The organism is Sorangium sp. So ce406 (assembly GCF_051474675.1).
GTDB classification, from domain to species: domain Bacteria; phylum Myxococcota_A; class Polyangia; order Polyangiales; family Polyangiaceae; genus Sorangium; species Sorangium cellulosum_G.
This window is the reverse complement of sequence record NZ_CP150340.1, coordinates 3,199,745-3,217,734: the sequence shown is the minus strand read 5'-3', so window position 1 is coordinate 3,217,734 and position 17,990 is coordinate 3,199,745. Positions and strand designations below refer to the sequence as shown.

Genomic DNA, 17,990 nt, shown 5'->3' with positions numbered 1-17,990 from the left:
CGCCGGCCAGGTCTATCCGTCGGCGGGCGGCGGCTCCGCGTAGCGCGCGAGCGCGCCGGCCAGCTCGCGCTTCACGCGGTCCACGAGATCGGGCGGCTCGACCACGCGGGCGGTCTCGCCGAAGCCGAGCACCCACGTCGCGAGCTCGGTCATGTCGCCGATGTGCATCGTGAGCCGCACGCCGCCGGCGGGCAGCGGCGTGATCTCCTGGGACGGGTGGACCTTGCGCGTCCGCACGAACTCGGTCACGCGCTCGTCGAAGTCGATCACCACGCGCCGGGGCTCGCCGCCGCGCCAGATGCCGAACTGGCCCTGGAAGTAGTCGTCGATCGAGAAATCAGGGGGCAGCTCGAAGCGCTCGGTGACGGCGCACTCGGTGTCGCGCATGCGATCGAGCAGGAACGTGCGCACCTCGCCGCGGCCGACGTGGAGCCCCACGCAGTAGATCGCATCCTTGTAGAGGACGAGCGCGTACGGGTGGATGAGCACCCGCTCCTCGCGCCCGTCGCGCGCGCGGCGGTACCGGCACCTGAGCGGGCGCAGGTCGGCGACGGACTGGAACAGATCGTCGAGCTCCTCGGTGCGCGCGGCGTAGTCCTTGGGGGCGAACGGGAGGTAGAGGAACCGCTCCTCCAGCCGCGCGTCGGCGACGCCGGCGTTCGGCCCGCGCCCCGGCCGGCGCGCGACGCCGAGCAGGCGCTGCGCGGCGAGATCGATCTCCTCGAAGAGGGTCGAGCCGCGCATCGGCTCGAACAGCCGGCGGGCGGCGAGCAGGGCGTACGCCTGCGTCCGGCGCACCTCGACGCGCCGGGGCGCCTCGCTCGGCGACAGCCGCCAGAGGCGCGGGCCCCCAGGGCGCGTGGCGACCGAGACGAGATCGAGCTCGCGCTTGACCTCGACGAGGTAGCGCCGGAGCGACCGCGGCGTGACGTTGAGCTCGCGCGCGAGGTCGTAGATCGTCAGGCCGGCAGGGTGCTTCTGCAGCAGGCTGCGCAGCGAGTCGAGCCGCCGGTGCTGCGTGAACGGGCCGCGCGGCCGGCCGCGCTGCGAGCCGCCCCTGGCCTCTCCGGCGTCGTCGTCGTCCTCGTCCTCGTCCGGCGGAGGAGGCCTCTTCGAGGCGGCCGCCGGCGGGCTCGCCTCGGCCCGCGGAGGGGCCGCCGGGGGGCGCACGCTCGGCGAAGCTGGGGGGCGCACGCTCGACGAAGCCGGGGGGCGCACGCTCGGCGAAGCCGGGGCCGCCGCGCCCGGCCTGACGTCGAGCCCCGCGTCGCCCGTGAGGCGCGGCGCCGCGCCTGCGCGCGGCTTCGACGGCGGCAGCGAGCTGCTGGAGAACGGGTCGGCCGCCTGGCCGACGCGCGCGCGGGGCGCGCCCGCGGACCCGCTCGAGCCGCCGGCACCCCGGCCGCGAGTCGGCGAGGCGGCCGGCGCATGGGCACCCCCGGGGCCTGTGCGAACAGCGCGCGCCATCAGCTCAGCGCTCTATCGCATCACCCCCGCCCGTCCAAGATGTTTGTCCCGCGCGACGCCGGCCGAGCGGCGACCGCCGCTCGGCGCGCAGGCGCGAGGCGCGCCGCCCGGCGCCCGCTGGGCTCCGAGGCGCGCGCGGCGGGCGGCTCACCAGGGGCGATCGCGCATCGTCTTCTTGTACTGCTCCTTGTAGAGATCGTGGCACTGCTTGCAGCTCGCCTTGGCGCCGTCGATGTCGCCGGCCTTCGCCTTGGCGGCGCCTGCCCTGGAGATCGCGCCCCAGCTCCCCATGCCCGGCGGCGGCTTGCCGGCCACGTACTGCAGCGCCGCCGCGATCTTCGCGCCGTCGCCGCTCGAGGTCGCCGAGGCCATCGTGCTCTTCATCCAGGCCTGCATCGGGCAGAGCTTCTGTCCCTTCGCGCCGCACTCGACCTTCTTCTCGCCCGCCTGCGCAGCGCCGGTCGCCGCCGGTCCGGCGGCCGCGGCCGCCGACGCCGCGGCGGTCGCCTTCGGCGCGGCCGCGGCCGCCGTCTCCGCCGGCTCGGCCGCAGCAGCGGCCGTCTCCGCGGGCGCGGCCGTCGGCTCCGCGGTCGCAGCGGCCGGCACGGCCGCCGTCGCCGCCGGCGCGGCCGTCGTCGCCGCGGGCGCGGCGCTCTCGGTCGGCTTGTCCTCGGCGACCGCCCCCGGTGTGGTCGCGTCGTTCCCCTTGCTGTCGCAGCCGAGCGTGGCGAAAGACAGGCCCGCGAGCAACAGCGCGAGCGGGGTGATCGTTCTCCTCATGCAGTCTCCTTGGGTGATGAACAGAAGCGCTCCCGTGAGCGCGAGGCCGAGGGATGCGTGCCGCGGTCCCCGGCTTCGTCGCGCAGTGTAAACGGGTCGCCGTCCGTCCGCTGCGTTCGCGCGCGCGGCACGGCGGAGCGCCGCTGGCCCGGGTGCCCGCCCTGATGCGCCTTCACGGACACCCATTCCGGCAGGTGGTGGCAGATTGGACCACGGGGACCGGAGGGCTGGTAGAAAAGTTCAGGAACGCATTCGCCTGGAGAGGAGCGCTTTTCCCCGATGCCGGCGACCGCGGGGCCCTTGCTCGCCGGCCGTCAGGACCGCCGCGCTGGGCGCCTCAATTGCGCGTGCCGGGCGTCGAGGCGAAGCTCGACCACTGGAAGTTGTCGAGGAGGGCGACGGAGTCATTCCAGGGATCGCCCGTATCCCACAGCACGAACCGCAGTTCGATGATCTCCCCCGGGCTGACATTGCCGTTCATGACCAGCCACCCGGTCCCGCCGCCGGCGAGCTCGCTCGCGCCGCACCAGCCCGGCTCGCCGTCGAACTGGGCAGCCGGCCGCGCGACGTCGAACCCCGTCCCCTGGAGCTGATCGACGCCCGCGCAGGTCGTCGTCGTGCCGGGGACGGCGCCGCCGCCGCACCCGGTCTGGCCGTTGACGCACTGGGTGAAGAGCCCGGTGCCGCCGAAAGCGAGGTTCACGCCCAGCGGGTAGACGGGCGCCCCGGCGGGCGGAGGGTCGTGGAAGGCGAGGTTCCTGTCCGCGGGGTTCGGCGCCTCCCCCGCGAGGGGCGCGAACGACGAGTCGAGCAGCGCGAGGAAGAAGTCGTTGAACCGGCTGCACACCCATTCGGGGTATTCCGACGAGAGGAAATAGGTCGAGACGCTGAATGAGCTCGCGTTCGTCGGGACGCGGATGCGCAGCCGCAACATCACGGGATCGTGGGCTGTCGACCCGCCCTGCGGCTCCGGACACCCGGGCGCGTTCGGGAGGTTGCCGCCGTTCGCCTCGAGCCAGTCCTCGGGCACGCTGCTCGAGGTCCCCATGTCCCGACCGCCCTGGAACGGAGCGAAGCTCGGCCTCGTGTTGTTCGGCGCCGCCTGGGCCGCGGCCACGCCGGTCGAGAGCACCGCGAGCCGCGCGCCCCGGAGCGGCGCGATGCCGGAGCCGAAGCCCTGGCGGATCGACCGCTGGGCCGCCGCCGGCGCGCCGGCGGCGTCGGCGCGGTGGAAGCTCGCGGAGACGACCCCCCACGTGCGCGCCGCGGGCGACGACGGGGCCGCCGCCGTGGTGACGCAGAGATCCATCGCCCTGGCGTAATCGAGCGCCGTGGCCGAGTCGCTCGCGAGCCCCGCGTCGCAGGGCGCGGCGTTGTCGACGGCGCCGTCGCAGTCGTCGTCGACGCCGTTGTCGGCCACCTCGAAGGCGCCGCGGTTCACGAGGGCCGGGGTGCTGCACCCGTCCGACGGGGAGTCGCAGCAATCGCCGTCACAGGCGGTCCAGCCGTCGCCGTCCTGATCGGGGGTGTTGTCGACGGCGCCGTCGCAGTCGTTGTCGATGCCGTCGGCGCACGCGTCGAGCTCCGGGAGCACCTGGCCGAGGCACGGACCCCACCCGAGGCCGTTCGATCTGCAGGTGGAGACGCCGGGGGCGCAGGGAGAGACGCCCTCGGTGCCCGGCGGCCCCTGGTAGCACGCCCTGGTCTCGTTCGGCGTGCACGAGCAGGGCCCGCGCGCCGCGACGTCGTGCTCGCACCCGTCCGCCGGGTCCTTGTTGCAGTCGATGAACCCGTCGTCGCAGGCGCTGAGCGCGCAGGCGCCGTCCTCGCAGGCGCTCTCGCCGTGGGCCAGCGACGGACAGGCGCGATCGCAGGCGCCGCAGCTCCGCGCGTCGGTCTGGAGGTCGCGGCAGAGGCCATCGCAGCACGCGGCGTCGCCCTGGCACGGGCGCGACGCCGAGCACCCCTCCACGCACTCGCCCTCTCCGGTGCACGACATGCCGGTCGGGCACTCGTCGCTCGCGGCGCAGCCGACACAGGCGCGCTTCGCGCGATCGCAGGTGAGCGCAGCAGGGCAGTCGGACTCGGATTCACACCCGGCCACGCAGCGCTTCGCCTCGGCGTCGCAGTGCTGGCCGGCCGGGCACGCGGCCGCGCCGGGGAGGCACGCGACGCAGCTCCCCGTCGCCCGGTCGCACAGCGGAGCGCTCGGGTCCGCGGCGCAGTCGGTCGGACAGTCGACGGCGTCCTCCCCGCCGCCGCCGAGCGGGACGTCGGGGGGCTCCGCGCTGGCGCAGGACGGCGCCACCCCGGACGCGAGCGCGAGCGCCGCCAGGGCGGCCAGCCCTCCGGTCCAGGCCAGCGGGCGGCGACGGACAGCGCGGGTTCTCTTCGGCATCGGCAAGCTGCTCCCCTCCGCGAGGCGGGCACACCCGAGGGGCGCCGGCCGCAAGATCGTAGACTACCCCGCCGCCGGCGAGCGCGACGGCCGATCCGCGAGCCCGCGACATGGCGCGCGCGTCGCGGGACGCGCAGCGACGCGGCCACAGGCGACCGCGGCCACGCCGTGACGCGCGCGCCGCGCGGCGCAACGAGCCGCGCCGAGGCGGCCGGGGCGGAGGTGCGACCGGGACCGGCGATCAGCGCGCGCGCTCGTACAGCGTGAAGGCGCCCTCGCGAGCGACGCGGCGAAAGGGGGTGCGCGCCGCGGCGAACACCGACCTGTCCGGCCGCTCGTTCCGGAGGATCACGTAGTCGTAGGCGACGCCGTGGACATCCGGGTTGAACCACTCACCGCGGTTCGACGGCGGGGCGGGGAGACGGCGCTTCAACGTGAAGGGGAAACCCACGTTGTGCCAGCCGTCCGCGCTGAAGCCCCCGCGCATGATCTGCACCCACGAGGAGAAGTGGTTCGTGCCCTCGATGATCAGGGCCTCATCGGTGCGCGGCGGCAGCGACACGAAGAGCACCTCGGCGCCGGGCGGGATCCGCTCCACCATGCGCGCGAACGGCTCGAGCCGCTCGTCGAAGCTCGCGTATTTCTCCGAGAGGTGCAGCGGCAGCACCAGCGCCGCCACCGCCGCGGGCGCCATCAGCAGGCGAGAGAGGCCCCGGAGCGGCGCCGGGATGGCGAGGAAGCCGAAGAAGCAGATGAGCGGCGAGAAGCGCCCGCTCACGAACCACCAGTCGAACGGGCGGGCGAGGTGCAGCGGCACGAGAAAATAACAGGCCACCATCGCCGCGCACAGGGCGAGGGAGCGATGGCGATGCAGCCGGTCGAACAGCGAGCCGGGAGGCGGAGGACGCTCCGCGCCCCGGCGCGGGAAGAAGCGCACGGCGGCGCTCCGGAGGGCGAGCAGCGACGCCGTGGCGAGCAGCACCCAGAAGAGCCGGGTGTCGAGATCGCCCGAGACCGAGTCGAGCGTGTACGCGGGGAACGACCTGATCATCTCGTGCCAGGGCACCCAGGCGCCCTGGAAGCGCGGGCCGCTCCGCAGGTCGACCATGGGGCTCTTGAAGGCGACGAGCTGCCAGAGGAGGAGCGCGACAGCGGGCGCGAAGAGCGGGAGCGCGCGGGCGATCCGCGACCACCGGGGCAGGTGGCAGAGCATCAGCACGGCGACGCAGACGTAATAGCCAAAGAGGATGAGCGGATGGCTGAGGCCGCAGCCGACGCTGAGCAGCGCCACCGCGGCGGCGCGGCCGAGGCTCGGCCGATCGAGGTGGGCGTCGAGCGCGACGACGCCGGCGAGCAGCAGGGCAATGCCGACGAGGAACGGCAGGAAGCCGCACGCCCAGGAGAGGCTGAAGGCGAGCGGGAACGTGAGGACCGAGAGCCACGGGCTGCGCCGCGTCCGGCGCGCCCAGACGAGCGCCGCCGCGGGGATGCCGAGCACATAGCCGGAGAGCACGAGTCGATTCGCGTTCTCCAGACTGACCACGTGGGCGATGACGTGCGTCAGGATGTGATAGGCGCCGTACGGGGCCGGGCGCAGGCTGAGCTCGTAGAAGTCGCGGAATCGAGTCCACGGCGCGTCGAAGTTGTGCCAGATGTGGACGGCCGCGAGGTGGTTCGGCAGGTCGAGCAGGGGCAGGAACCGCACGCGCCATATCGGCACGATGGCCGCCACGGCGAGGAGCGCGAAGGTCGCGACAAACGCCCTGTCGCCCGGCCATCGTCGTGGCCCCTTCGCCCCGGCGAGGGAGTCCCCGCCGGCGGGGCGGCCCGGCGCGTCGTGGGCGAGCTCGGCAGTCGCGGGCGGGAGATCGCTGTCGGGCGGGCTCGATTCGGGCGTTCGCATCAGAAGGGTGGCCCTCCCTGCCCTCCGCGCTGCGGGTGGGCCGATCGAGGCGCTGCGAGCCTTACCACAGGACGCCGCGCCGATTGCAGCGCCGCGCGTCTTCCTCTAGTTTCAGCGGCACCTCGTCGGGCGGACACGGCACGAGATGACACCCCACTGGCCATCCGGAGCGGCGCGGGGCGCTCCGCGCAGCCCTCCAGGAGACCTGAATCCATGAGGCACCTTGCTGGCGTCGCAGGCGGCGCCGCCGTCCTGCTCGCCCTCTCCACGCCGCGCGCGCAGGAGCCCGAGCCCGCGGCCGACGAGCCCGCCGGCGCGATGCCGGCCGACGCGCAGGGCGGAGCCGTCGAGTCGACCGGCGAGCCGGAGAGCGCGCCGGAGCCCGCCGCGCGCCCGGAGGCCCCGGAGCGCCCGCGACCGCCGCGGGAGAGGCCGGCGCGGGCCGCGGCGGCGGTGCCACCGGCGCCGGCCGCGCCGGGGGCCGCGCGCGACGAGCCCCTCGGGCCGGGATTCCGGGAGCGGGTGCGGCTCGCGCTCGGCCCGCTGGAGGTCACGCCGATCGCGCTGATCGCGCTGCAGGCCGCGCCGTACGTGGGCGACGACGCGCTGAGCCAGGCGGGAGACAGCGCGGAGCAGCCCGGCTTCCGGCTGCGCCGCGTCCGCGCCGGGCTGTACGGCGACGTCGCGGGGCTCGTCCGGTTCGCGATCTCGACGGATCTCGCCGGGGGCGACGAGGGGACAGCGCGCATCCACGAGGCGTGGGGCGGCGTCACGGCGATGCCCGCGCTGGAGGTCTATGCGGGCGCGCGGACCGTCCCCTTCTCGCGCTCCGCGATGGCCGGCGCCGGCGACGGGTCCCTCACGGAGCGGCCCCTCGCCGTGCGCGCGATCGCCCCGTTCACGCAGGTCGGGATCCAGGCCGAGGGGCACTTCCATGACCGCGCCTTCAGCTACCACGCGGGCGTCTACAACGCCTTCCAGCGCTCCGATCAGTTCTACACGGGCCATTCCGAGAGCGTCGCCCCCCTCGGCAACCGCTTCGAGGGGATCGCGGTCGCCGGCAGGATCGCCACCGAGCCGCAGGGCCCGCTCGGCCGCACGATCCAGGACGTCGCGCACTCGCCCTTCCGGATCGGGGCGGGCGCCGACGGCTTCTTCAGCGACGGCGGGGCGCGCACGCTCTACGGCGCGAGCGCCGACGTGCTGCTGCACGCCTCGGGGCGGCACGCGCTCGGCGAGGTGCTCTGGACCGGCGCGAGCCCCAAATCGGTGCCCACCCAGCCGATCGCGCAGGTCACGTCGGTCACGTCGCTCGCGCTCGTGCTCGAGGCAGGCTACATGATCGTCGCCCGGAAGCTCGGCGTCTCGGGTCGGGTGGAGTGGATCGACCCCAATGTCGATGTCGAGGACGAGGGGGATAACGTCGTGCTCACGGGCGGCGTGAGCTACCACGCCTATGATGATCTGGTGAAGGCTCAGCTCGATTACACGCACCGTGAAGAGCTCGGCGGGCTCTCGCTCTCGAACGACGCCCTGATCCTGCAACTCCAGCTCTCGCTGTAGGGGAGATCGCTGTGCGGCGAACACACCGCTGGTTCACGAGGGTCGCCCTCCTCCCGCTCGCCGCCGCCGCGCTCGCCGCGCCCGCGCTCCCGAGCTGCGGAGAACAACGGCTGCTCCGCGCCAAGCAGATCGAGCACCGCGCCGAGCTCGTCGGCGGCCCGGTGGCGATGGCGGACGTCGGCGACTTCCTGCTCGAGAACGACCAGATCCGCGTGGCGATCCTGGGCGGGCGGGACTCGCCGGGCCCCGGGATCTTCGGCGGCGCCATCGTCGACGCCGACAGGCGGCGCGGCCGGATCGGTGAGGAGGGCGGACAGGGGCGAGACCGGTTCGCGGAGATGTTCCCGCTCGCCAACCTGATCGTGCCCGACCCGACGGCGACCGACGTCTCGGTGCTCGCGGACGGGTCCGACGGCGCGGAGGCCGGGATCCGCGTCGAGGGAGACGGCGAGTTCCTGTTCGAGGCGATAGGCCTGCTCCGGGCCCAGGAAGACCTGCTCGGCCTCTTCTTTCCCAACGTGCGATCCAGGATCCGCTTCCGGACAGACTACCTCCTTCGCCCGGGCGATCGGTTCGTGACGGTGCGCACCACGCTCCTGCTCGACGACAAGCCGCCGCCCGGCTGCGCGCCGCAGCAGGGCTGCGAGGCGTGCCCGAGCGGGTACCAGCAGGACCCGGGCGGATGCCCGACCTGCGCGTGCAGCGATGTCCTCCCGCTGGACAACGCCACCGCCCCTGTCTCCGTGTTCGGCGGCATCCTCGGGGATCCGCCGGACGAGGCGCAAGAGGCGCCGTCGCGCCGCGCCGGCATCGTCGCCGGAGACTTCGTGTTCTTCGGCAATCAGAACGACGTCTTCGCGCCCGGGGCGGGCTTCGACGAGGACACGGCGGTCCAGGACGCCTGGAACGCGGGGCGGAACTCGTTTCAGGAGCCGCTCACCTTCGATTTCGTGGCCGCGGCCGGCGGGGACGTGAGCTACGGCTACTTCACGAAGGCGGAGGAGGGCGCGGCGCCCTCGGTGGTGAACGTGCCCCTCTTCGCCAGCGCGGCCACGGCGTTCGTGTCCGCCAGCCGATCGTGCCTGTTCGGCGAGGAGGACGACGCGGCGTGCGACGTCCATCGCGCGTTCAGCTACGAGCGCTACCTGGCCGTGGGCGACGGCGACATCGCGAGCGTGACCGACGTGATGCACGCGCTGCGGGGGACGGCGACAGGCACGGTCAGCGGCCACGTGCTGTGGGAGAGCACGCTGGAGGCCGCGCCGAACGCGCGGGTGTTCGTCTTCTCCGATCCCGATCCGTCGCGGCCCTTCGGCTCGCTGGACGAGCTCGTGGCGGCGAACCGGGAGGCGCGCGGCGACGTCGGCCTCGTCAACGAGATCGACGCGGACGTGGGGCTCGACCCGTCCGAGGACGGCGATTTCCGCGGCGCCCTGCCGCCCGGCAGCTACGTGCTCGTGGCGCGGAACGCGGCGGGGACGGCGACCTCGGCGCCCGTCCGGGTGAGCCTCCGGGCCGGGGAGCACGTCGCGGTCTCGCCGCGCCTGCCCGCGCCGGCGACGGTGCGCTACCGCGTCGCCGACGGGAACGGCCAGCGGATACCGGCCAAGATCGCGTTCGCCTCGCTCGACGCGGCGGGGCGGAGGCTCCCGGGGGACGGCCGGCGCAGGGTGTACCTCGGCGACGGGCGGCTCGGGAACGGCAACCGCGCCATCGAGGTCACGGCCACCGGCGAGGGAGAGGTGGAGATCGAGCCGGGGCGATACCAGATCACCGTGTCGCGGGGCATCGAGTACGGCATCCACGTGGAGCGCGACGTGACGCTCGCGCCGGGCCGCGCGGTCCAGCTCGACGCGACGCTGGTGCGCGAGGTCGACACGGCCGGGTGGATGTCGGCCGACATGCACCTCCACTCCAGGCCGAGCTTCGACAGCGGCATGCCGCTGCCGCGGCGGGTCGCCACGATCGCGGCGGAGGGCGTGGAGCTCGCGGTGTCGACCGATCACGACGTCGAGACCGATTACCACCCGATCGTGCGCGCGCTCGGGCTCGCGCCCCACCTCGCGACGGCGGTCGGGGCGGAGATCACGACGCTGGAGCAGGGGCATTTCATCGGCTTCCCGCTCCGGTACGACGAGCTCGACGTGCCGAGCCACGGCGCGCACGACTGGACCTGCGAGCCCGGCGGGACGATCCTCGACGCGATCCGCGCCTCGGGCGACGGCACCGTCGAGCCGCTGACGATCGTCGCCCACCCGCGCGACGGGTTCTTCGGCTACGTCGAGCAGCTCGGCGTCGACACGTACACGATGGATCGGACGCCGACGTTCCTCGAGGAGAACAACCCCGTCTTCCGGACCGCGAGCTGCGAGTTCGACGCGATGGAGCTCATCAACGGCAAGCGGTTCGATCTGGTGCGCACGCCCAGCCTGGCCGAGGTCGTCGACTGGAACCGCTGCCTCGCGCGGCTGAACGCCGCCGGGAGCGCCGCCGAGATCGAGGCGGCGTGCCCCGAGGTGCAGGGCTGGCTGCGCGCGCCCTGCGCGGAGACGCCTGCGCCGGGCGGCGACGCCGGCGCCGCGCCGGGGCCGATCGCGATCGCGGACTGCAGGCGTCGCGCGCGCACCGAGCTCGCGTGGGCGCTCATGAAGCGCGTCCTCGCGCGGACGCCGGACGAGCAGGAGAAGAACTGGGGCTTCGCCGGGACGACCCCGGACAGCCAGGAGCTCTGCGGGCCCGCCGCGCTCGGCGACAAGGCGGTCGACCCGGAGGCGCGCGACGAGCCGTGTACGTACCGGGCGGGCCAGGTGGACGACTACTTCCGCTACCTCGAGCGGGGCTTCGTCCCGGCGCAGATCGCGAGCAGCGACGGCCACGACAGCTCGAAGGAGCCGGGCTTCCCGCGGACCTATTTCCGCAGCGCGACCGACTCCCCTGCCGCCCTCGAGACGCCGGCCGCGGTCGAGAGCCTGCGGGGCGCGCACGCCTTCACGACGTACGGGCCGTTCATCCGGGCGACGATCGGCGGCAAGACGTACGGCGAGGTGGCGGCCGGGCGCGCGGGAAGTCCGCTCGAGGTCCTCTTCGACGTCCAGACGGCGAGCTGGTTCGGCGTCGATCGGGTGGAATTTTACCTCAACGGCAGAATGATCCGGCTGCTGGAGCCGGACATGCCGCCGAGCGCGCTCGTGGACGTTCGCGGCAAGGTCACGTTCACGGCGCCAGACCGGGACTCCTGGGTGGTGATCATCGCCATGGGGCTGGAGGACAGGAATCTGATGAGCCCAGTTTCCCTGGAGGTCCCGTTCGGGGAGATCCAGCTCTCCCGGCTGGCGAGCGACGCGTTCGGCAGGATCCCCGCGATCAACGCCCTGTTCGCGCCCACACCGACGGTGCCTGACTGGTCGCCCGTCCCGCCCTACGCGGTCACGAACCCGATATACATCGATGTGGACGGCAACGGCCGTTACGACGCGCCGCTGCCGCTGCCCGACTTCTGCTCTCGCCCGTGCGATCCGGACGTGCTCGACCCGGAGCAGTGCCCCGCGAAGCAGGACTGCCTGACCGAGGAGAAGGTCTGCGGCTTCCCGATCCCCGGCAAGTGCGACCACCGCCGTCCGGCGCTCGGGCATCACGACGACTGAGGGTCGGGCCGCGGAGCCGCGGGGGCGGTCGCGGCGCGCGAGGAGGGCGCGGGGGCGGCCGCGGCGTGCGAGGAGGGCGCGGGGGCGGTCGCGGTGAGCGAGGAGGGAGCGGGCGTCGCGCACGTGGAGCGCACGCGCGCGACGCGCGCGGCCAGACCGGCGCCTGACGGCCGTCGGAGAGGGGGTCTGCGTGCGCGCGGCGAGCCACACGCACGCAGACCTGGCGGTATTTCGGGGGCAAGCCGGCCAGCCGCTCCGGGCGGAGCTTACCGGCCCTCGATCGCCTGCGACTTGATGTGGAACTCGACGCGCCGGTTGCGCTGCCGGCCTTCCGGCGTGTCGTTGGACACGAGCGGCCGGCGGGAGCCGAAGCCGGCGGAGGTGAGCCGCTCCGACTGAACGCCCTTGTTGATGATGTAGATCCTGACCGCGGTGGCGCGGTTCTGAGCGAGCCTATCGTTGTAGTCGATCGTGCCCTGGTTGTCGGTGTGCCCCTCGATGCTGAGCAGCTTGATCTCGGGGTTCGCCTTGAGCAGCCGCACGACCTCGTCGAGGATCGGATAGCTCTGCGGGAGGATCCTGGAGCTGTCGAACTCGAACTCGACCTGCTTCATGATCTCGATCTCGGCGGAGCCCTGGATCCTGCGGATGTAGTACGGGCAGCCGTTCTTCTCCGGGTCGTCGACGACGACCTGCCCCGGCTCCTTCGGGCACTTGTCGACCACGTCGGGGATGCCGTCCTGGTCCGCGTCCTCCTCGGGGCAGCCGTCGCGGTCGTCGATGCCGTCCTTGTCCTCGGGGTCGTCCGGGCACTTGTCGACCACGTCGGGGATGCCGTCGCCGTCGCGATCGGGCATGTCCGGGCAGCCGTCGCTCGGCTTCGGCTGCTTGCCGTCCTCCGGGTCCTCCGGGCAGAGGTCGATGACGTCGGGGTAGCCGTCGCCGTCGGCGTCCTTCTCCTGCTCGATCACGAAGTTGAAGCCGGGCGAGCGGGTGTCGGACTCCTCGATGCTGAACGAGCCGCCGACGATGGCGACGCCCCGGAAGTCGGGGGCGTAGCCGCCGCTCATCCGGGTGCCGACGCCGGCGCCGGCGTAGAGCGCCTTGTCCTTGGTGAGGAACATCCGGCTGTTGAGCTGCCACTCGATGGGCGAGGCATCGAGCTCGCCGCGCGTCTCCTTGATGAGGCCGAACGACCCGAAGACCTCGGCCCCGACGCGGATCGTGTCGTCGCGCAGCGGGACGTAGCCGCCGACGCCGTACGTGAGCTCGGTGCCGACGTGGAGCTCGTTGAGCTGCACGTGCGGCCGGATCGCGACGCCGGTGTTGAGGGTGACGATGAAGTCCTTGAAGTCGTACTCGGCGCCGAGGCCGAACGCGCTGCTCACGGTCCTGTCGCCGGCGAAGGAGTACGTGTTGCCGAGGGGCACGAAGACCGCGCCGGTGAGCCCGAGCCGGAAGCGGCGCTCGTCGAGCTCCAGCGGGACGACGCGCGCGTCGATCCGGAGGTCCATGGGGGCGGCGGTCTTGAGGTCGACGCTCTGGTTGAGGCCGAGGTCGCGGTTGTACGTCTGGTTGCCGTCCTGGAAGAGGATGACGGGGAACGAGACCTGGAGGGAGCCGCGGCCGAGGATCTCCACGCCCGCGTTCAGGTAGGTGATGAGCTGCGAGGTGACGGGCCCGTCGCCTTGTAGCTGCTCCTCGATGGCGAGGTTGTCGACGTAGTTGTCGTTGCGGAGCGGGTGGACCGACACGCCCAGCCCGAGCTGCCCGAAGAGGCGCGTCCGTTCCCCCATGTGGGGGCGCCAGACGCCGAACCCGTCGTCGGGGGCGCCGGCCATCCTGAGGCGATCGAGGTAGAAGGTCCGGTCCTGCGCGTGCGCGGCGGAGGGCGCCAGCGCGGCGAGGGCCGGGGCGGCCAGGGCCGCTGCGGTCAACGCGCAGCGAAGGCGCGACCGGCGTCGCGGCTTCCGGCCCGGCAGGTGTCGTCGATCCATCACGGTGAGCTGTCCTCCAAGCAACGCTCGAAAAACGAGGTTGACGCGAGCTTTCCGCCGCATGCGGGCCGGCGTCCGGGCGGGAGACTACTCGGGCCGGGGGAGGATGTCTCCTGGGTCGAGCCAGGAGGTGCGAGGAGGGCGCCAGGGGGGAGGAGCGCGGCGGGGTGCCGGGTCGGCGAGCGAGGGGTACGAGCGGGCTCTCCGCTGCCCCGTCACCCGTCCAAGGTGGCGACGAGCGCGGCGCACCTCCCGACATCACCGATGCGCCACAGCGAAGCCGAACTCTCTATCACCTGGGGGTTGCGCAATCAAAACGTCCTCAGTCAAAGGACTTGTCACCACAGGGCGCCCGAAATAGAGATATACAACATCCTCCTCCGCCATGGAGATCGCAAAATCCGAATAACCGTCCCCATTCACATCTCCAGGTGACCCCAGACGCTGCCCTGTCCTGTCTTCGATAGCATCTCTGTAGATGGCAACGTCCGGCTCGCTCACATTTGATTTGCCATCACCCAGATACAGAAGCACCTTTGGAGATCGGTCGGCAACCGCGACATCATCAAATCCGTCGCCATTGACATCACCCACCGTCGCAACCGTCACGCCAAACGCGTCGCTCCCTGTCAGGGTCACGCTCGGCGTCGTCTCCAACCCCTGGGGTCCACCGAGATAGACATACACACGATTGTCCTGCATGGCGCCAACGATGATGTCATCGAACCCATCACCATTGACATCGCCGGCGGAGCCGAACGAACTAACGAACCTGGAGTCGCCGGAAGGATCCACGAGGTCCGCCTTCGGCGTGGGATCGAAGCCCTGACCCGGGTTCCCATGATAGATGCGCACGACATCGTGTTCAATCGTATGAAACAGCACCAACACATCGGAAAAACCATCCCCGTTGGTGTCGCCAGCCGATGAAACGAGCGCGACCGCATTCTCCAGGTCCTCCACGCGCTCGCCAAGATCGAGCTCGATCGGCCCCTCGAGTTCTGCCGCGCCGCCTAGGTACAGAGACGCGGTCAACCTGGAGCGGCCGGACGTTCCGACGATGACATCGGCAAATCCGTCCCCATTGACATCACCAGCAGCAGACACATACGGACCGAGAAAACCCTCTACCGAATTTCCATCGAGCCTGATGTAATCCGAATTAAATCGGTCTCTGCTGCTGCCACGGTACACGAATGCATTGTCCCTGTAGGGCGCCCCAACCAGCACATCGGCATAGCCATCGCCGTCGACGTCACCGGCGCACGACAAAGATATCCCGAAGCCATCGTTGGCCCCGGAAGGACTGAAGACAATTCCATCATCGTCCAAATCAAATTGTGCGCCGGAGACCCCGTAGTAGAAGTAGACGGCGCCGCTGGTGGGACTGCGACCGAACGCACTGATCGCAACGTCGTCGTAGCCATCAGCATTGTAGTCGCACTTGGTGCGGCCTACGTTGACCCACCGAACCCGCGAATACTCCGAGCAGGCGTCCTGCGCACACGCGCGTACGCGCCAGTAGTACCGCCGTCCGACGGGTGGAACCAGTGCTATCGCCAGATCCTCTTCAGGCTGGTACTCGGTAAGCTCGGTAGTTATCGAGACTGCATTGGTGAGCTCCTGATCGGCGCCGTACTGCAGTTCGTACTCGATGGGCACACCGGAAGACGAGGTCGACGCCTCCCACACAAACCTGGGTCGAAGCGAGCCGATCTTTCGTTGAGCGCCCAGATAGGCATCGTTCCTGGGGAGCCGCAGAACGGGCACTGTCGGCGGCTCGCCTGAGCCGCCGCCATTTCCGGACGACGTCACCCCGCTGCTGCCGCCGGACGTTACCCCGCTGCTGCCGGCCGCCGAACCGCCGGGCGTGTCGACGAACTCATCGAGGCCAAGGATCTTGCTGCACCCCGTGAGAAAGATGATGGCGATCCATCCCACGTCAGCCCCGAAGACCACTTTCGATCGACGAGTTCCCATGGCATCGACAAAACCATGTCTGACATGTCGATGTCAAGCAACGGAGCCAATATGCGCCACGAATCTCCGGAGTCGAGCGGAGAGAGACGGGGCAAGGTGCCATGCCAGATGCGGCTCTATCTCCGCGAGATAGAGCCGCACACGTCCAGCACGCGTGGGTTCACCGCGGCTCAGGGGGAATCGTGACTTGGTTGATCGGCTGAAAACCAGCGCCTGCAGGATAGGCGTAAGACACCAGCCGGGTAACGTTGGTCGTCCCCCACCCCCAGACAGTCACGCCGAAGGGGAGCTCGCTTGACATCACGTGACGACCGTTGACACAGTCCCCATTTCCCTCGAAGTCCCCGCTCACAAGCTGCACCCGCGTGTACTCGTACTCTCCAATCCGCTCCCAGCCGGTAAGCGTCCCCAGACAATCCAAGGTTACATCAGCAAAGCTCCCGTCGAGCTTGGATGGGGTCCGCACAACGTTCAGGCTCGTCTGCGGGTATGTTGGATCCGTAAACAGGACGTAATAGTTCAAGAACTGCGAAGGCGGAATCACATTGACCCACTCCGGGTCGCCCTCCTCTGCATAGTTCTCACCTCCTGTCATGTACCCACCGAGGTAGAACGGATTCTGCCCACCCTGGCTACGCACCACGAACGGGCCGGACGCCCTGAACTCGCGAACCTCTCCGAGCTTCAGCTTCTCAGGAGCACCATCGGGTCTGGAGGGTTCCCAATGCAACTCGGTGTCATCGACCATACCCACGAGGCGCCACGGGGGAGCTTCCTCATTTCCAGCTTGCCCGTCACCACCCGTGCGGCCCTGATACCGCACAGCCACATACTCGTTCCCGGTGGCTCGCACAGGCGCAATCTGCTGGTGAGCAGAATCGCAATCGGTAACGTCAAGTGGAACATTCATACATGACGACGCACCGAACACACCAATCGGTTTGTCGGACAGAATTGGGCTACCCGTGAGCTCCGCAGGCTGAGCGATCTGAAGAAACTCTCCCTTCTTCAGAGTATATGTGATCGGCACCCCCTTGGTAGCCGGAGCGACGATCGGGGTATCGGTCGGCCCAGCGCCTTCGATGTCCGCATTGGGAAGTATCGTCACATTGGTGTCATCCTCGCGCGCAACGATCTCCAGAGCAGGCAGGCCGGTTGGCGTCAGCTCGGAGACAGGATACGCGTTCACCGCAACGTAGTTCGTGTCCCACGAACTGGTTGGCAGCAACAAAGTCGCGGACGTGTAGCTCGTCAACCCACCACCGTACGGAACAATCTGATAGGCGACAACAGGATAGTCCGTGGTGATATGAAACGCTGAACCGCGCCCAGTGTACTCGCCCGCATTGGCGTTTTTGGGGATCCCCGTCTCATCGGGCACCGCAGGGTCTTTCGGGCACCTGATCAGCCCCCCCGTCCTGCTGCGAGACAGGAACAACACAGCGACCTCGCCGGCGCGAAGGCCTTCGCTCGCAACATATGGATCGTAGGTGACATTCGACCCCTGCCCCCTCGGGATGAAGGCGAAGTTCTCGACGGGCAGCTCCGTGCCATCTCGCTCGACAGAGATGTGCACTTCCTTTTCCCATGTATTCGCAACGAACGCCGCGAAGCATGCGCCCTCTGCCTGCGTTCGCTGCACCGTCTTCAGCGCCCAGAAATCGCATCCATACGAGCTCTTGGACTCCTCCGCCGCGTTGCACGGGCCCGGCACGCACTCGGCGTTGATGCACCCCTCTTCCGGCCCGCACGTCTGCAGCGTCACTCCGTTGCAGCTGATGACCCTCTTCAGGTCGTTCGAGCACGTCGGCTCGCACCGCCCCCCCTCCCCGAAGGTCCCCGCGCTATCCGTGTCCCCGCCGCCCTGGCCGCCGCCGCCGCCGCTCGTCGCGCCGGGGCCCGTGCCGCTGCCGGTTAGCTCGTTGAAGTACGAATCCGAGCAGGCGGCGAACGAGCCCGTCACACCGGCTGTCGCTGCAAGAAGACTCACTATCGCGTGTCGACGGTATCTAGCCATGTTCGCCATCTCTACAGGGCTCCTTCCCCCACAAGCATCCTGAAACTCTTGACTGCGAGCCTAACACGGTTCCCGCGCCCTGGGGAGGCCCGCGAAAGCGCTCGCGTTTTTTCACCGGCCTCATGAGAGGGGGTTCCGGGTTTCAGGAATGCAATGCGCGACCAGCCCCGCGCCACGACCGTCTAGCGCCCGGACGGATAGGCGCCCTGCTGAGCGAGCCGACCTCACGCCTCTCCAGCGG

At 70.6% G+C, this 17,990-nt stretch carries 9 protein-coding genes; 2 read left to right on the top strand and 7 right to left on the bottom strand.

Annotated features, from left to right (window positions below; all coding sequences use genetic code 11):
* Nucleotides 1-12: 12 nt before the first annotated feature.
* The 4 genes from WME96_RS12080 to WME96_RS12065 all read right to left on the bottom strand — a co-directional run bounded on the left by WME96_RS12080 (nucleotide 13) and on the right by WME96_RS12065 (nucleotide 6,548).
* On the bottom strand, nucleotides 13-1,170 hold the full coding sequence (locus WME96_RS12080) for a helix-turn-helix transcriptional regulator (RefSeq protein ID WP_437290295.1): 1,158 nt from the start codon (nucleotides 1,168-1,170) through the stop codon (nucleotides 13-15).
* 444 nt (nucleotides 1,171-1,614) lie between these two features.
* Nucleotides 1,615-2,247, bottom strand: a complete 633-nt coding sequence (locus WME96_RS12075; protein ID WP_437290294.1) for a hypothetical protein — start codon at nucleotides 2,245-2,247, stop codon at nucleotides 1,615-1,617.
* Between the two features lie 337 nt (nucleotides 2,248-2,584).
* Nucleotides 2,585-4,645 carry a MopE-related protein gene (locus WME96_RS12070; RefSeq protein ID WP_437290293.1) on the bottom strand — a complete coding sequence of 687 codons (2,061 nt, stop codon included), beginning with the start codon at nucleotides 4,643-4,645 and terminating at the stop codon, nucleotides 2,585-2,587.
* Nucleotides 4,646-4,886: 241 nt separating this feature from the next.
* The gene (locus tag WME96_RS12065; protein ID WP_437290292.1) at nucleotides 4,887-6,548 is read right to left on the bottom strand and encodes a hypothetical protein; all 1,662 of its coding nucleotides are present in this window, start codon (nucleotides 6,546-6,548) and stop codon (nucleotides 4,887-4,889) included.
* A 213-nt stretch (nucleotides 6,549-6,761) separates the two neighbouring features.
* Here WME96_RS12065 and WME96_RS12060 point away from each other — a divergent pair, with 213 nt between their 5' ends.
* Nucleotides 6,762-8,111: a porin gene (locus WME96_RS12060; protein ID WP_437290291.1), complete on the top strand. Its 1,350-nt coding sequence runs from the start codon at nucleotides 6,762-6,764 to the stop codon at nucleotides 8,109-8,111.
* A gap of 11 nt (nucleotides 8,112-8,122) precedes the next feature.
* A complete protein-coding gene (locus WME96_RS12055) occupies nucleotides 8,123-11,755 on the top strand; it encodes a PHP domain-containing protein (protein WP_437290290.1) in 3,633 nt (1,210 codons plus the stop codon).
* A 266-nt stretch (nucleotides 11,756-12,021) separates the two neighbouring features.
* Here the strand turns inward: WME96_RS12055 and WME96_RS12050 are convergent, their stop codons facing one another.
* The 3 genes from WME96_RS12050 to WME96_RS12040 all read right to left on the bottom strand — a co-directional run bounded on the left by WME96_RS12050 (nucleotide 12,022) and on the right by WME96_RS12040 (nucleotide 17,758).
* Nucleotides 12,022-13,752, bottom strand: coding sequence for an OmpA family protein (locus WME96_RS12050; protein ID WP_437292307.1), 1,731 nt, complete (start codon nucleotides 13,750-13,752; stop codon nucleotides 12,022-12,024).
* A gap of 258 nt (nucleotides 13,753-14,010) precedes the next feature.
* Complete coding sequence (locus WME96_RS12045; RefSeq protein WP_437290289.1) at nucleotides 14,011-15,732, bottom strand: FG-GAP repeat domain-containing protein; 1,722 nt, start codon at nucleotides 15,730-15,732, stop codon at nucleotides 14,011-14,013.
* A 160-nt stretch (nucleotides 15,733-15,892) separates the two neighbouring features.
* Nucleotides 15,893-17,758 carry an IgGFc-binding protein gene (locus WME96_RS12040; protein WP_437290288.1) on the bottom strand — a complete coding sequence of 622 codons (1,866 nt, stop codon included), beginning with the start codon at nucleotides 17,756-17,758 and terminating at the stop codon, nucleotides 15,893-15,895.
* Nucleotides 17,759-17,990: the final 232 nt, after the last annotated feature.

Bases quoted from the DNA above. Each gene is read 5' to 3' on its own strand.
- WME96_RS12075 (WP_437290294.1), bottom strand. From the start codon at position 2,247: ATGAGGAGAACGATCACCCCGCTCGCGCTGTTGCTCGCGGGCCTGTCT.
- WME96_RS12070 (WP_437290293.1), bottom strand. From the start codon at position 4,645: ATGCCGAAGAGAACCCGCGCTGTCCGTCGCCGCCCGCTGGCCTGGACC.
- WME96_RS12065 (WP_437290292.1), bottom strand. From the start codon at position 6,548: ATGCGAACGCCCGAATCGAGCCCGCCCGACAGCGATCTCCCGCCCGCG.
- WME96_RS12060 (WP_437290291.1), top strand. From the start codon at position 6,762: ATGAGGCACCTTGCTGGCGTCGCAGGCGGCGCCGCCGTCCTGCTCGCC.
- WME96_RS12050 (WP_437292307.1), bottom strand. From the start codon at position 13,752: ATGGATCGACGACACCTGCCGGGCCGGAAGCCGCGACGCCGGTCGCGC.
- WME96_RS12045 (WP_437290289.1), bottom strand. From the start codon at position 15,732: ATGGGAACTCGTCGATCGAAAGTGGTCTTCGGGGCTGACGTGGGATGG.
- WME96_RS12040 (WP_437290288.1), bottom strand. From the start codon at position 17,758: ATGGCGAACATGGCTAGATACCGTCGACACGCGATAGTGAGTCTTCTT.